13 protein-coding genes and 1 pseudogene are annotated in these 15,764 nt (G+C 43.7%); 7 read left to right on the top strand and 7 right to left on the bottom strand.

Annotation, left to right across the window (positions count from 1 at the left end):
• Nucleotides 1–559: 559 nt before the first annotated feature.
• Nucleotides 560–1,087 carry a hypothetical protein gene (locus tag PHP87_RS07595; protein WP_299920095.1) on the top strand — a complete coding sequence of 176 codons (528 nt, stop codon included), beginning with the start codon at nucleotides 560–562 and terminating at the stop codon, nucleotides 1,085–1,087.
• 301 nt (nucleotides 1,088–1,388) lie between these two features.
• Here PHP87_RS07595 and PHP87_RS07590 read toward each other — a convergent pair whose 3' ends face one another.
• From PHP87_RS07590 to PHP87_RS07580, 3 genes are read right to left on the bottom strand one after another with little or no spacing between them, the layout of a single operon-like run.
• A complete protein-coding gene (locus PHP87_RS07590) occupies nucleotides 1,389–1,721 on the bottom strand; it encodes an STAS domain-containing protein (protein ID WP_299920094.1) in 333 nt (110 codons plus the stop codon).
• 29 nt (nucleotides 1,722–1,750) lie between these two features.
• A complete protein-coding gene (locus tag PHP87_RS07585; RefSeq protein ID WP_299920092.1) occupies nucleotides 1,751–2,158 on the bottom strand; it encodes an ATP-binding protein in 408 nt (135 codons plus the stop codon).
• Nucleotides 2,159–3,421, bottom strand: coding sequence for a SpoIIE family protein phosphatase (locus PHP87_RS07580; protein ID WP_299920090.1), 1,263 nt, complete (start codon nucleotides 3,419–3,421; stop codon nucleotides 2,159–2,161).
• 358 nt (nucleotides 3,422–3,779) lie between these two features.
• Here PHP87_RS07580 and PHP87_RS07575 point away from each other — a divergent pair, with 358 nt between their 5' ends.
• Nucleotides 3,780–4,007 (top strand): hypothetical protein, encoded by a 228-nt coding sequence (locus PHP87_RS07575; protein WP_299920088.1) that lies wholly within the window; start codon nucleotides 3,780–3,782, stop codon nucleotides 4,005–4,007.
• Here PHP87_RS07575 and glnA read toward each other — a convergent pair.
• Together glnA and PHP87_RS07565 are read right to left on the bottom strand one after the other, a co-directional pair.
• Nucleotides 3,995–5,428 carry a type I glutamate--ammonia ligase gene (gene glnA / locus PHP87_RS07570; RefSeq protein ID WP_366942902.1) on the bottom strand — a complete coding sequence of 478 codons (1,434 nt, stop codon included), beginning with the start codon at nucleotides 5,426–5,428 and terminating at the stop codon, nucleotides 3,995–3,997. The two genes, PHP87_RS07575 and glnA, sit on opposite strands and share 13 nt — an antisense overlap.
• Before the next feature lie 340 nt (nucleotides 5,429–5,768).
• Nucleotides 5,769–6,677: a Druantia anti-phage system protein DruA gene (locus PHP87_RS07565; RefSeq protein WP_299920086.1), complete on the bottom strand. Its 909-nt coding sequence runs from the start codon at nucleotides 6,675–6,677 to the stop codon at nucleotides 5,769–5,771.
• A 403-nt stretch (nucleotides 6,678–7,080) separates the two neighbouring features.
• Here PHP87_RS07565 and PHP87_RS07560 point away from each other — a divergent pair, with 403 nt between their 5' ends.
• From PHP87_RS07560 to guaA, 3 genes are all read left to right on the top strand, one after another.
• On the top strand, nucleotides 7,081–7,788 hold the full coding sequence (locus tag PHP87_RS07560; RefSeq protein WP_299920084.1) for a hypothetical protein: 708 nt from the start codon (nucleotides 7,081–7,083) through the stop codon (nucleotides 7,786–7,788).
• Between the two features lie 410 nt (nucleotides 7,789–8,198).
• Nucleotides 8,199–8,738: a hypoxanthine phosphoribosyltransferase gene (gene hpt / locus PHP87_RS07555; protein ID WP_061214035.1), complete on the top strand. Its 540-nt coding sequence runs from the start codon at nucleotides 8,199–8,201 to the stop codon at nucleotides 8,736–8,738.
• A 10-nt stretch (nucleotides 8,739–8,748) separates the two neighbouring features.
• Nucleotides 8,749–10,281 (top strand): glutamine-hydrolyzing GMP synthase, encoded by a 1,533-nt coding sequence (guaA, locus tag PHP87_RS07550; protein WP_299920080.1) that lies wholly within the window; start codon nucleotides 8,749–8,751, stop codon nucleotides 10,279–10,281.
• A gap of 3 nt (nucleotides 10,282–10,284) precedes the next feature.
• Here the strand turns inward: guaA and PHP87_RS07545 are convergent.
• Both PHP87_RS07545 and PHP87_RS07540 read right to left on the bottom strand, forming a co-directional pair.
• A pseudogene (locus tag PHP87_RS07545) lies at nucleotides 10,285–10,671 on the bottom strand (hypothetical protein); the annotation flags it as partial.
• Nucleotides 10,672–10,754: 83 nt separating this feature from the next.
• Nucleotides 10,755–10,952: a hypothetical protein gene (locus tag PHP87_RS07540; RefSeq protein ID WP_299920078.1), complete on the bottom strand. Its 198-nt coding sequence runs from the start codon at nucleotides 10,950–10,952 to the stop codon at nucleotides 10,755–10,757.
• A gap of 432 nt (nucleotides 10,953–11,384) precedes the next feature.
• Here PHP87_RS07540 and PHP87_RS07535 point away from each other — a divergent pair, with 432 nt between their 5' ends.
• Nucleotides 11,385–13,229, top strand: a complete 1,845-nt coding sequence (locus PHP87_RS07535; protein ID WP_299920077.1) for a site-specific DNA-methyltransferase — start codon at nucleotides 11,385–11,387, stop codon at nucleotides 13,227–13,229.
• 14 nt (nucleotides 13,230–13,243) lie between these two features.
• Nucleotides 13,244–15,764: DEAD/DEAH box helicase family protein (locus PHP87_RS07530; RefSeq protein ID WP_299920075.1), on the top strand; the 2,521-nt coding region annotated here is incomplete at its 3' end.

The following is a 15,764-nucleotide window of genomic DNA, read 5'->3' as shown; positions in this document are numbered from 1 at the left end:
TACAGAAGGAATTTTCTCATCTGGTTTTAATATGCCGCAGATGATCAATTTTTTCAGTCCATCTCGAACCTGCTTGAAAATTGGTCTGGGATCTTTCAAATCTATACTTATAATAATAATCACCTCCTACTGCAAAATAAAAAATTCGCGTGTACCATGTGTACTATATTGCATAATACACACAAAGCATTTTTATGTCAAGCGAAAGCAAAAAACCCAGGGTCCCCTCATTGCAACTGTACGTTATTTGCAATGAGGGTTCATTTTTTTGTATAATCTGGTTAGATAAAATACGGAAAGATTTATGGATATGACCAAACGAGAAAAATTGATTGAAAGGCTACTGCAAAGGTCTTCTAATTTTGAATATGATGAAGCAAGAACCCTGCTTCCCAGGCTTGGCTACTCTGAAGAAACCCGTCGGTTTAGTGCTTCTACTTGACAAAAAGTGAAAATAATGTAACAATAATAACAGTCTTTACACCACAAGGAAAACTAAAGCAGTGCTCCTGTTGCTCGGACAGGGGCATTTTATTTTGGCAGAAAGGAGGGAAAAAACATGTCAACTTTTATATTAGATTCATTAATAATCTTTGGCTTAAACCTGTTTAGCACTTGTATGGGAAACTTAAAAACATCCTTCCTGGCGCAAAAGACGATCAAGCCTGTTTATGTAATTACTTTTATCGATGCCCTGGTATTTGTTTATGCTTTCAAGTTGATTGCGACTTCTTCCGGTTACGGATATATACTGGCCTTTGCTTTAGGCAGGTTGTCCGGAGTATTTTTGGCCAATAAAATTGAAAAGAAGCTGGCGTTTGGCCTGCTTGAAATAGATGTTTATAAACATCCCGAAGAAGGCAAGATTTTGGCGGACAACCTGCGAGAGCAGGGATATTCAATAACCACTACCCTGGGCTATGGTATGGGGGGCAAGGAACGATTGGTGCTGACCGCAATCCTGCCGCGCAAGCAGTTCCCTGACTTCTATGAAATAATGGAGCAGGACGGCAAGGTGAACATGTCAGTTAAATCCATAACTAAAACATACGGCAAAGTAGGTAGCATTAATGTGCTGGCAGAATAGGATGTGTTGCGGTTAGGCTAGCAGGCCTTCGATAATCATGGATATTACCAAATTTTCATTGAGCTAAGAAAAATTCGTTCAAATTAAAAGGATATACTGGCTGTTTGTCGGGACAAGGGAGCTGTCCCCTCTATCTCCAAGGAATAGTCATTATACAGAAATATTGTTAGGAAATATTTTTTTAATCCACATTGCAATCTCAAAATTTACCAATAACAATACCCGCATGGCAAAAAAATCTGTCATGCGGGTTTGCTGTCACTATGTCCCTCCCCATTTAAACTGGTTATAATAGCACTTTCTAGAAGTCCTTGAGGGCTTCCTCCGCGGTGGCAAAGATGGTAAAAATGCCGGTAAATCCTGCGATATCAAACACTTCTTTGACATTGTCAGTCAGTGCTGACAGCAGCACTTTGCCCCCGGCTGTTTTGCTCTTCTTGGCGGCCATTAATAAAACCCGCAGCCCGGCGCTGCTTATGTAATCCATTCCGGAAAAATCCAGCAGGAAGTTTTTCTCCCCGGTCTCCATCAAGGATAAGAGCTTTTTCTCCAGCATTCCGGAAGTGCTGGAATCCAATCTTCCTTCAAGCATTATGAGCGTGGCGTTGTTTTTTTTCGCTTCTTTGATATCCACTGTATATCCTCCTCCATTTAACAGTTATGTTAGTTTAAACTTTTCCTCATAAGCAGAATATTCTGCCCGTTTTCCCGCCGGTACTCAATCTCATCAATCATCTGCCGGACCAGGTGAATCCCCAGGCCGCCGATGGGTCGTTCGTCGATATCCTGCTTGATATCCGGGGCCTTAACCTCCAGCGGGTTAAAAGCCAGGCCATCGTCACGAATCTCGATCTGCAACTCCTTCTCCCCCTCCGGTACCAGCCGCAGCAGGATCTCATGTTCCCCACCTTCAGGATAAGCGTAAGTGATAGTGTTGGTCAGTAATTCATCCAGGGCCAGGTTGAGTTGAAAGAGGGCTTTTCCCGGAATCCCGTTTTCCTTTCCCCAGAGCTCTATTGCCTCTGCCAGTAATCGAATCTCTTCCAGCTCATTTTTCAAACGATATTCCATTTACTTTCCCCCTGTAAATTGCAGAACCAGTATGGTAATATCATCGGACTGCTTGGCTTCCTGCACAAACTCACGGGTAGTGCGCATAATGGCTTCCACCTCTTCGCGGGCAGTATGGTTGGTGAGTCCCACCAGGATTTTTTCTAGTCTTTCTTCCCCGAAGAGTTTTCCGCTTTCATTCATGGCTTCGGTTACGCCATCCGTATACATCACCAGACTGTCTCCGGGATTCAATTTCACTCTGGCCTGGTTATAAGGTATTTCTTCCATAACCCCCAGGGCCATTCCTGCCATGCGGGGCAGCATTTTTATTGTTCCCTCTTTACGAAGTATATAAGGCAGGTTATGCCCTCCATTGCTATAAACGATTTCGCCGCTGGAAATGGTTAATATCCCCAGGAATTCAGTCACAAACATCCCCGAATCATTATCTGCACAGAGCTCGTTGTTTACCGCATAGAGGATCTCATCCGGTTCCAGCCGGATATCCGCCTTGGCCTTGATCAGCGTCTTGGTAACCGCCATAAACAGGGATGCTGGAACTCCTTTACCTGACACATCGCCAATGGTGAAACAGAGATGATCATTATCCAGGAGGAAATAGTCATAGAGATCTCCTCCTACTTCCTTGGCCGGTTCCAGAACAGCAAAGAGGTCAAATTCCAGCCGTTCGGGAAAAGGCGGGAAGATTTTGGGAATAATACTCATCTGAATCTCGCGGGCCACGGTCAGCTCGCTTTCAATTAATTCTTTTTGTTCTTGTGTTTCTTTTTCCCGGACCAGGTTATGAATTATAAAAACAAAAATTCCCATCCCCAGGGCGTTGGTACAGATCATCGGCAGGCTCACGTTTTTAATGATTACATAGATTTGATCGAAGGGTTTTACCATTAGTAGATTCAAGCCCATATGAAAAGCTTCAAAAAAGGCCATGAATATGACCGCTCCCTGGATAGTGATGAATTCTCTTTTATGGAATTGATTAATCAAGCCCCCGGCCAGCCCGGCCAGAACGGTAGCTGCGGAACAGGGCAGGGCCGTAAGCCCACCCAAACTGTAACGATGCATTCCACCGATCAATCCGGCACCAAAACCTACCAGAGGACCCCCTACTAGTCCGGCAATTGCAGGACCCAGATCGCGGATATTGGCAATAGCGCCGTTTATATTGATTCCGCTCAGAGTGCCAAAGATAGAAAATATTCCAAAAACCAGAATCAAGCCAGCCTGTTGCCGCCAATTCATGGCCTGTTTCTTCATCATGGTTGCAAACACTTTTGTTCGGGTTAATACATAAGCTAGCACGATAACGACGGCCATATTTTTAGTTAAATTAATTAACAGATCTATGATCTCGCTTATCTTGTAACACCTTCCCCAATATGTTCAGGCCTGTCATTTGGAGCTGGGAACAGGAAAAAATCTGATTATTGACTACAAAAAAGCATTTCTATATGGAATTCAACTAATCCTGCTATGGTGAGCAAATTTTGCCAGGAAAGGCGGGGATGGGCTTTCGGAAGAGAGGGGGGTGAGTTTAACATGTTCGCGTTTACTGTTTAATTTAAGGCTGCAACAATTATATGGTCGTTTCCAGCGGGTGGCGTGGAAATACTAATCAATGGCTTACAGCCTTATCCTGAAGGATGGGGGGGCACTCTACCAAACCCTGTGCCTGGTGGCCCTGGTAGCCACCGCTATGGGCCTGGCGCCGACAGCTCTCGGCGGTGGACCTGCCGACCTGTTATGCTGTGCCGTCGGTCTAAACTATCTGGAGGAATCAGCGGTAGGGGAGTTTATTCTGGGAACAAACATACTTAAATGCTGTTTTTCAAGCTACAGGTCGTAATACAGCTCAAACTCCATGGGATGGGGGATTTCATTAACCTTTCGAGCTTCCCTGCGCTTATTTTCAATCCATATCTCTATCAGGCGCCGGGGGAATACCCCCCCATGAAGCAGGAATTCATAATCCTTTTCCAGGGCATTCAGGGCCTCATCCAGTGAACGGGGCAGGGATTTTATCCGGGCCTGTTCTTCCGGCGGCAGCTTATAGAGGTTCATATCGTAGGGGCCAAAGCCTGCGGCTACAGGGTCTATCTTCTTTTGCACACCGTCTAGCCCGGCCATCAAAATGGCGGAGTAAGCCAGGTAGGGATTGCAGGTGGCATCGGAAGAGCGAAATTCAAAGCGTTTATGATAAGGGGTTTTGGCGTAAGCCGGCACCCGGATTACCGCACTGCGATTGGCGGTGGCGAAACAAACGCTTACCGGAGCTTCATAGCCCGGGATCAGGCGCTTGTAAGAATTGGTGCTGGGATTGGTAAAGGCCAGCAAGGCCGGGGCATGCTGCAGGATACCACCAATAAAATTTAAAGCCAACTGGCTCAGGTTGGAATAGCCATGGGCATCGTAGAACAGCGGTTCTCCATTTTTGAAAAGGTGCATGTGTACATGCATACCGTTGCCGGCTTCGGCAAAGATGGGCTTGGGCATGAAGGTTACGGTTTTACCTTCCTGAAAAGCCAGGTTTTTAATGAGATACTTGGCCAGCATGGTTCTATCCGCCATTTCCCGCAGGGGACCAAACTCCACCTCGATTTCTATCTGTCCCGGACCACCTACTTCGTGATGGTGGTATTTGACCGGGATATTGCTTTCTTCCATCAACAGGCACATGCGGGCCCTCAGATCATAGAGTATATCCTGCGGGGGAGCTATGTGATAGCCGCCTTTCAGCGGGATTTTATAGCCCAGATTCTGGTTCTCGTTGTCTCCGCTGTTCCATATGGCCTGTTCAGCATCTATAGTAAAACCACTCTTCTGCGGGGAACATTCATAACTGACATGGTCAAAAACATGAAACTCGAATTCCGGCCCGATTCTCAACTCATCAGCGATGCCGGTGGACTTCATATATTCTTCTGCTTTAACCGCTATGCTGCGCGGATCCTGGTCAAAACGGTAGTTTTCCGGTTGAGCTATAACGAAGATATCGCCTATCATGCTGAGGGTGGGGACATCGGTGAAGGGGTCATAAACGGCGGTGCTGATGTCAGGGATTAATACCATATCGCTGTTTTCTACCGGGGCAAAACCATAATTGGAACCATCAAAACCGATGCCGTATTCCAAAATTTCCGGTTTGAAACGGCCCACGGGGATGCTCAGGTGGTGCCACCTTCCCAGCAGGTCTATTATCTTGAAATCAATCATTCTGATAGCTTGTTCATTGCAAAAATCCAGTGCTTCGTCAAAACGCTCAAACACTTATAAAGCCTCCTTTGCTTTATACAACAAATACCGTGAGAATTATAGCAGATTAGCCGAACATAGTAAATATAGGGGACAAATAGTCAGAGCTGAAGCATAATATTTTTCATCGGCTAACAGGTCTTCAATATTATGCCGAATTCAAAAATTTCATAAATAATAATTTGCAAATAATCAAATTTATACCAACGCAACACATCACTTTATGAAGTACTTCCTATTAGCTATGGACTGTTTCTCTCCATATTTCTGGGTTGAAAACGCAAATCCTTGAGCTTCAAGCTTTTTCTGCTTGAGTTCTTCTTCTTGGGCCCGTTTCTCTTACCGTTTTTCTGCTCTAGTCATCGGGATTCACCGTTTTGCAGGGCTTAATCCCCTTAAGGCAATCCTTAAAGTCTTTTTGGAGGGGATACATGTAAATCGCCTTCCTAGATAGGCTATACTCTTTTTTTCGGTCCATTCTACCCCGACCCTGCGTTTCACCAAGATAGATCCAGTTTGAAGCTTTATAGCATGTGCCTGCAAAGTGAGACGTATCTACAAAGGTTTCTAAAAGCACGGGTGCGTAACAATATTTCCGCAGCCAGTCTTCTTGTATCTGTTTTATTGCTATTGATAATACTTTGCTGGCTAGGTTTTTAATATTTACCCAGGGTAGTATTAGAAATCGGCTGTTATTCACGATAAGATGCAAGCGTTGCTTTCTATCCTGAACATTCCAGCCAATCCATTCATCCCGAGATCCCAAGGCCCAAGAGGATGCGGAAAACTGTAAACAGCCCAAGATCGCCTCTTTTGATTTAATAAAGTAGGATAATTGTGAACCAAAGACTTGTTTATCGCCGATCATGTGATAATCATTAATGTATCTTCTCCAAAGCTTAAATTCCACACCTGCTCGTGCTATTTCAAGATTAATCGGTAATCGGTCCTTTAAGTCACCTGTGATCGGAGTGGTGTCTATATTAAAGTTTGGTATTTTTGCATTCCTATTCCTATGCCTTATTCTTGATGTATCTAACGGCGGAAGTTCGATTAGGCCGGCTTCTTCTAATTTTTCAAGAAAAGATACACTTTGAGGTGTTTTAGCTATTCCTGCTGGCGTACTCCAATCTAAAAACTCACATATGGTTCGTGCTAATTCTGTTCTTGATAGTCGTGGGTATTTTTTCCTAGTCCACTTAATAAGTTCTATGTCTTCAGAGGTAAAATCTTTTCCGGAGAATGTCATGATAATCTCATCCATAGGTGCTCAACCTACCTTTCTAAGGCTACCATAACATACTATTTTGGGTAAGTCCAGCTGTGTTTTGCGAAAAAATTATTTGAAAAAACCTTACACCCCTGATTTCATGCGGGATCAAAAGTTATGCTTCAGTTCTGACAAATAGTATACAATATTATCTCTGGCTAGTTATAGGAGGAAAAGCATATTCCCTCCAGGTGATTAGCGCGCCAGACAGTTGCTAGCATCAGCAAACCGCAACCATTTGCTCCTCACTTTTCTGTAATAGATAATCCTGGCCTTAGAAGTCTTTGCCTTGGAATAAAATTCTTCTCCTGATGGCGGCATATATACTCTTTTTGCTTAATAAAATGTATTACTCTTCAAGAAAATAGTTGTCAGATCATTCTGGGGGGTGAATAAAGTGAAGCGAAGCCGCTGGACCATTATTATCTTAATGACTTTGCTATTATTGGGATTAGCCGCTTCAGCCCGCAGCATAGAAGAATATTATATAAAATCCCAACTGGATCCGCAGATCGAACTTCAAGCCACTATAAAGAAGATGGCCACCATCGATAGCTATCGCTATCAGCTGACTTCAAGCTTTACCGTGGCAGAACGGAAGGAGGTGATAAGCCAGGTAAAAGGAGAAAAGAGTGGTGCAAATACGCATATAAAGGGGGAGATGGTTAACACAGCTATTGATATTTACTATATCGACCGCACTATCTACAATTACGATGCTTTTTCCCAGAAATGGCTGGTAATTGAAAGTGATGCCAATAAGTCCGAGGAATTGCTCATTTCAGAACTCAATCCCCTGTCCAACTTTAGATTTAAACAGATAGCTGCGGTAGAAAAGTTGAGGTTTGAAGAGGTAGATGGTGTAGAGTGTTTGGTAGTGGGTTGCAGGCCTTCAATCGAAAGCCAGTTATTGGAAAGTCTGTGGAAGGGCTTTGAGTATAGCTTGTGGTTGGATTACAAGGAAAGGGTGGTCAAAAAAGCGGCCTTAACAGCCGTAAATAAGAAAGCACCTGATACCAGGTTAAACCTTAAGGTAGAATTTTCAGACTGGAATAAAAAAATTGACATTAGACCACCGGATACCAGTAGTGCCAAAAAAAATTAAAAGATTATGACGGCAGGGGCTTAAGGCCCCTGTTTTTTGTTTGCGCGGCATGTTGCCGAGCCGATGGACGAAAAGGATTGCCGATTCAGGAGAAGATGGATGTCCGCAGATGGAAGAACTCCAAAGTGCAGATCATCCATTTACTGATGCCGAATCAGTACTTTCACGATCTTAGTCTCATTGATCTATGCAGCTACGATGTTGGGTTGTTGTCGAACTACAGAGAGTAGTTGGGTGAGAGGTTTCAGGAGCCGTATACGGAAAACGTACGTACGGATCTGTGAGAGCAAAGAAAGCAGGACTAATTATCCTGCTTTCTAGCTAATCGATAGCTTTTTGCCTTAATTCTCGATTTAATTGCACCTTTCCCTTCAAGTTGCTATAATCCACTTTATAGGGAGGGATTTACATTGGATCTGGTAAAGGTTGAAGTTTTATTTGATCGGGAAACCTTGAAGCAAAAAGTCGCAGAAATGGGAAAACAAATATCACGGGATTATAAAGGCCGGGATTTGCTGGTTGTAGGAATATTAAAGGGCGCTTTTGTTTTTATGGCTGATTTAATCAGGGAAATGGAAGTTCCGGTGGAGCTTGATTTTATGGATGTTTCCAGCTACGGCATCTCAACTTCCTCTTCAGGCGAGGTGCGAATTGTCAAGGATCTGGAATATTCCATAAAAGATAGGGATGTCCTCATTGTTGAGGATATAGTTGACACTGGTTTAACTTTAAAATATATTTGTGAAATCTTGAGAAATAGGAATCCGCGCAGTTTGAAGATTGCCTGTCTACTAGACAAGCCATCCCGGCGAAAAACGGATATTCATCCCGATTATGTAGGATATACCATTCCGGATAAATTTGTGGTGGGTTACGGTTTGGATTATGCGGAACAATACCGGCATTATCCGGCTGTATGTGTTTTAAAACCTGCAGTTTACGAAAATTAGAGGTGGATAAATGAAGAAAGAAACGGTTGTGGTCCTAGATTTTGGAGGACAGTATAACCAACTAATTGCCCGCCGGGTTCGAGAGCTATCAGTTTATAGCGAAATGCTTCCTTATGATACTAGCTACGAAGAAATAGTGGCTAAAGAACCTCAGGCGATAATATTGACGGGAAGTCCGGCCAGCGTTCACGGGAGCGCGGCTCCGCATTGCGATCCCCGGGTTTTTTCTCTGGGTATTCCCGTTCTGGGCATTTGTTATGGTATGCAGTTAATGGCCGAGCAAATGGGCGGGAAGGTTCAACCCTCTTCCTTGCGGAAATATGGCCAGGCTGTTTTACAGCTCCTGGGGGAGGACGAAATATTTAAAGACCTTCCTGACGAAATGCAGGTATGGATGAGCCATGGGGATGCTATTATTAGCGTACCCGAAGGCTTCAAAATAACCGCAAGGACCGCTAATTGTCCTATAGTAGCTATCAGTGACCCGCAGCGCCGGCTCTACGGGGTGCAGTTTCTTCCTGAGGTAAGACATAGTACCTATGGTATGGATATATTAAGAAATTTCTTGTTTGAGATTTGTGGCCTTCGAGGAGATTGGGACCTCAGTGATTTTATCCGTGAAGCCATTGCGGAGGTCAAAAACAAAGTAGGAAAGAAGCGAGTTCTTTGTGCCTTAAGCGGAGGTGTGGATTCTTCCGTGGCAGCTACCCTGGTACACCAGGCCGTGGGAGAGCAACTGCTATGTGTTTTTGTGGATAATGGCCTGTTAAGAAAAGGTGAAGCTAGTCAGGTAATCGATACTTTTGCCAAAGAAATGAAGATGAACCTGGTTTTTGTAGATGCAAGCGAAAGATTTCTGGCCAAACTGGCTGGAATTACCGAGCCGGAGAGGAAACGCAAGATTATCGGGGAAGAGTTTATCCGTATCTTTGAGGAAGAGAAAGCCAAACTGGGAGAAATAGACTATCTGGTTCAGGGAACCATTTATCCGGACATTGCGGAAAGCGGCACCAGCACCGCACAGACCATAAAAAGCCACCATAATGTAGGGGGCTTGCCAGAGGATATGGATTTCCAGCTGATTGAACCCTTGCGCTTGCTCTTTAAAGATGAAGTCCGCCTTGTAGGAGAAAAGCTGGGCATCCCCGCGGAGATTCTATGGCGCCAGCCGTTTCCCGGGCCTGGTCTGGGGGTAAGGGTGCTGGAGGAAGTTACCTTTGAAAAACTGGATATATTACGGGAAGCCGATGCGATTGTCCGCGATGAAATAAAAAAGGCCGGTCTGGAAAGAGAAATCTGGCAGGCTTTTGCCGTTCTGCCCCCGGTAAGGAGTGTGGGTGTAATGGGTGATGCTCGTACCTATGCCTATCCCATAATTATTAGGGCCGTAATCAGTGAAGATGCTATGACGGCGGAAGTGGCCCAACTTCCCTGGGATCTCCTGGATATAATGGCGCGCCGTATTGTCAACGAAGTAGTTGGTGTCAACCGGGTGGCCTATGACATTACTTCCAAGCCTCCCGGAACCATCGAGTGGGAGTAGACGCTAAAATGCCCCTGAACCCGGTGAAATAAAGGGTTTCAGAGGCTTGAATTTTACCCGTGGCAGCAGAATGGCAATAGCATAGGCCGCAGGCTTATCCAAGACAGCTTCAGCAAAGAGCTGAAATTCATCGGTTGTCCAGAACTGCATAGCCTCTGCGTTCTTTTTACCTATGGATCCGGCCACAGCTGCAGGATTAACAAACAGGCCATAGTACCGGCGGGCATAATTGAAAATAGCCGACAGCTGATTATTTATCGTTTTTAGGTACGTAGGAGCATACTCGGCCTCATTATCCAGGAGCTCATTCTGCCATTTACGCACCGTCGCTGCTGTTATAGCATTGACAGGCAAATCCTTAAAAGCCGGAAGAATTTTAGAATCAATGAGGTCCTTCTTTTTTCATCTTTATAAACAGGCAAGGCAACGCCTCCTTCCAAAGCCCAACCACTCATGGCCAGGGCTTATTTTTATTAGGCCTTTTCAGGAGATCCTTCAAACACTGCTCTATTCTTCAGGACAAAGTCCCTGACCCACCAATCGAATGCGACCAGGAAGACGCCAACCACGCCTCCCAGGACCAGGTTCACAATCGCAAAGGCAATTAACCAGTTTTGTCGGCCGTCATACCAGGGCACGATTTCAGGATTGCCAGCATAGATACTTTTCACAGAGCGTAACCTCTGATAGAAAAGAGGATGTTCCAAACACTGGCGGCAGCAGTCCACACAAATACAAGCTGCATTATGCCGATGATGAGCCAAAGGATACCCATAGATGAATCTAGCAAAATTCAGTCCTTGCTTTAAAAATTAGGCAAGGGTTTTTTATTGCTTAGAATATGTATTCTGGGACAAGTTTTATATAACTTTTGGATGGTTATGACCGTTGTACAGTGTTGAGGGAGCCCTATTTATTGGGATTTTGCGTGCGCTCCAATGATGAATTGCTTATACTATATTTATTAACGGTATACCATTAAGCTTTTGCTCCAGGATTTCCTTCAGGTACTCTTCAGCTTGTAAGCGGATATCGGAACGATACAGCTCCAGCAGCAACTGGATGTTTTAATAACCCAATTAAGAGAGGTGTGCTAAAGAAGAATGGATAAACTTGACGGTAAGACTGTGGATTTAGTTCAGCGCAATATTGATGAAATCAAGAAGCTTTTCCCCGAGGCTGTAAGCGAAGGGAAAATTGATTTTGACCGGCTCCGGCTCCTGCTCGGTGATGAAGTTGATACCGGCAAAGAGAAATATGAGTTCACCTGGCCGGGTAAGAGCGACTGTATCCGATTGGCCCAGCAGCAGTCTACGGGAACACTACGTCCGGATAAAGAATCCAGCAAGGACTGGGACACTACTAAAAACCTGTACATAGAAGGAGATAACCTGGAGGTATTGCGGCTATTGCAGAAGGCTTATCATCGGAAAGTAAAGATGATATACATAGACCCGCCTTATAATACGGGGAATGATTTTATTTATAAAGATGATTTTAAAGATAATGTTAAGAATTTCAAAGAGAAAACTGAACAGGCAATGAAAGCAAACCCATCTATGGCAGGAAGATATCATTCAGATTGGTTAAACATGATGTACCCGCGATTAAGACTAGCGAGAAATTTATTAACTGATAATGGTGTTATTTTTATTAGTATTGATGATCATGAAGCTGAGAACTTGAAGAAGATTTGCAATGAAATTTTCGGAGAGAGTAATTTTATCGGTGAAATAATCCGTAAAACAAAATCTATGACTGGTGATAACGGAAATGGTTTTAACTTGCAACATGAGAATTTGTATATATATGCAAAAAATAAATTTAATGTATATCTATCAGGTAAAGAAAAAGAATTTCAGAATTATTCAAATCCGGATAATGATTCTTTAGGTGAGTGGTGCTCCGGTGATCCAAGTGCAAAAAGTGGTGGAGATTCAACCTATTTTCCTATTACAAATCCTTTTACTAACCGGGTAGATTATCCGCCCAAAGGAAGGTATTGGGCTTTCTCAGAAAATTCTCTGAAAAAATACATTGAAAAAGGCAAAATCAAATTCAAGACTGATTACAATGAGAGTGAACGCGGTTTTATCTTTAAAAGATATAAAAATGAGGCTAAAAATAAAAACAATCCGGTTAATAGTTTATTTGCCACTGATAATGAATTCATGAATCAAAGTGCAACAACTGAATTTAAAGAAATCGTTGACAATTCATATTTTAGCTATCCAAAACCTACCGCATTTTTGGTTGAGTTAGTGAAATGCTGTGCTACAAACAAAGCTGATATTATACTTGATTTTTTTTCGGGCTCAGCTACCACTGCACATGCTGTAATTGAGCTAAATAAGCAGGACGGTGGCGCCCGCAAATTTATCATGGTACAGCTGCCTGAAGCCTGTGATGAAAACTCCGAAGCATACAAAGCCGGCTTCTCAAACATCTGTGAGATTGGCAAAGAACGAATCCGCCGTGCCGGTGAGAAGATAAAAGAAGAAAACCAGGATAAAGAAGGCATTGAAAATCTGGATATAGGCTTTAAGGTATTCAAGCTGGATACCTCAAATCTCAAGGCCTGGGACCCGGATGTTGAAGAACTGGAAGAAACTCTAAAAGGGATGGTCGATCCCATTAAAGAAGACCGCACTCAGGAGGACATGCTATATGAGATTATGCTGAAATACGGTATAGACCTGACCATGCCCCTGGAAGAAATTCAGATAGCAGGTAAGACTGCCTATTCCGTAGGTCTGGGCTACATGATTGTTTGTCTGGAAGACGGACTGACCCTTGACTTTATCGAAGCTATCGGCGATATGAAACAATCCGGTCAGGAAATAGCCCGGGTAGTTTTCCGCGATTCCGGTTTTGCCGATGATAATGTCAAAACCAATGCGGTGCAGCTGTTAAAGAAATACGGCATTAAAGACTTCCGGACCATATAGCGAGGTGATAAGTAATGAAACTAAAATTTGATTCCGACCAGCAATTCCAGTTGGATGCCATCGCCTCAATAACCGATATTTTTCAAGGTCAACCGGTAAAACAGGCTAATTTCTCAGTTGCTGCTACTATGAGCGGCGGCGACCAGGGTGAATTAGCTTATCAGACCGAGTTGGGCTATGCCAATAAACTGGACCTGCTCGATGATGAGCTTCTGGATAATATTAATCACATTCAACTGCGCAATGGTTTACCGAAAAGCATGGGTATTCAGGGCCGCAACTTCACCGTAGAGATGGAAACTGGTACCGGTAAAACCTATGTCTATATTCGTACTATCTATGAGCTTAATAAGCTTTATGGATTTACCAAATTTATTATCGTAGTTCCTTCTGTAGCTATCCGCGAAGGGGTTAATAAGTCCCTGGAGATTATGGAGGAACATTTTAAGGGCCTTTACGAAGGCGCCAACTGTGACTTTTTTATCTATGATTCCTCCAAGTTGGGCCAATTAAGAACCTTTGCTACCAGTTCCAATATACAGATTATGATTATAAATATCGATGCCTTCCGCAAGAGCTTGGTGGACCCCAAAAAACCTAATAAGGCCAATATCATTCACCGTGAGCATGACCGTATGAATGGCCGCAAGCCCATAGAGTTTATTCAACAGACTAACCCCATTGTGATAATTGATGAGCCACAGAGTGTTGACAGAACCGATAAAGCCAAGGAAGCAATTGCCTCGTTAAATCCCTTTTGTACTTTGCGCTATTCCGCCACCCATGTGGAGACCTATAATCTGATGTACCGCCTGGGGCCGGTAGATGCTTATCAGAAGAAATTGGTGAAAGAAATTGTGGTAGACAGTATTAAGGAAGCCGGAAACTTCAACCGACCTTATATTCGTCTGGTATCTGTCAAAAACACCAATGGATTTCAGGCCGTTCTGGAACTTGACATAAAGAACCGTTCCGGGGTAGTACAAAGAAAACAAAAAACGCTTAGAGTAGGGCAGGACCTATTTGATATATCCGGGGAAAGAGAAATCTATTCCGGTTATATTATCAATAACATTGACTGTTATCCCGGTAATGAGATGACAGAATTCACCAATGGCAGTTATCTGCACCTGGGAAAAGAAATGGGCAACATCAGTGAGGACGACATTAAACGGGGCCAGATAAGTGCTACCATCAAACACCACCTGGATCGGGAACTGCGCTTGCTGCCTCAGGGTATAAAAGTCCTCTCCCTCTTTTTTATTGACCGGGTAGACAACTACCGCATATACGATAGTGACGGGAATCCCCAAAAGGGTAAGTATGCCATAATGTTCGAAGAAGAATATGCCAGGCTTATTAAACTGCCAAAATACCGCACCCTTTTTGAAGACCATAATTATATGCTCAATGATGATCCATCCATAGTTCATGATGGTTATTTTTCCATTGACAAAAAAGGAAGAATCAAGGATACCCGTGGTGATACTCTGGCCGACCATGACACCTATAATCTGATAATGAAGGAAAAGGAAAAGCTGCTCAGTTTTGAAACCCCCTTGCGTTTCATCTTTTCCCATTCAGCACTGAAGGAAGGCTGGGATAATCCCAACGTCTTTCAGATTTGCACCCTGATTGAAGCCCGGGAAACCCTTACCCGCCGGCAAAAGATTGGCCGTGGCCTGCGCCTCTGCGTCAATCAAGAGGGGGAAAGAATATTTGACCCCCAGATTAACACCCTGACCGTTATGGCCAATGAATCTTTTGCCGAGTTTGCGGAGAATCTGCAGAGCGAAATGGAAACCGAAACTGGAGTAAAATTTGGTTTTATCGAAAAACATGCTTTTGCCGGCATCTCCTATACTGACGATTCCGGGAAGATAGAGAACCTGGGTTACGAAGCTTCAGAAAATTTATGGGGCTTTCTTTTGGAAGAAGAGCTTATCTATAAGACTGGAAAAGTTAAGCAGGAATTGAAAGAACAAATCGCCAGTGACACCTTTCTTGTACCGGAAGAGTTTAAGCATGTGGAGCAGGAAATAAAGCAGGTAATACGCAAATCACTAAATAAAATACCGGTACGCAATTATAATCAGGAAGTTACTGCAACGTTGAACAAACGGGTTTATCTGGGACCGGAGTTTGAATCCCTATGGAACCGTATAAAATACCGCACTACTTATTCCATCGCTATGGACATTGAAAAATTAGTACGAGAATGTGTGGATGCCATAAATGGAATGCCAGCCATACCGCAAGTTCGCTTGATTCAGGAAAGTGCCCGTATTGATATCAAACAGTCCGGCGTTTCCGGAGAATTGACCAGCGTAAAAGTGCTTGATCAGATAGATATCAAACACTCTTTGCCCGATATCCTGCGTTATCTGCAGGATGAAACCAGGCTGACCCGAAGAACCATCGTGAGAATACTAATTGAAGCCCGGAGGCTGGAGGATTTTAAAAACAACCCCCAGAAATTCATGGAAGCGGTAAGTGATATTATCAAACAAAAGATGAAGCTTATGATTGCAGACG

The organism is Syntrophomonas sp. (assembly GCF_028707975.1).
Taxonomy (GTDB): domain Bacteria; phylum Bacillota; class Syntrophomonadia; order Syntrophomonadales; family Syntrophomonadaceae; genus Syntrophomonas.
The sequence above is the reverse complement of the archived record's forward strand: the minus strand, read 5'-3'. Positions and strand labels throughout refer to the sequence as shown.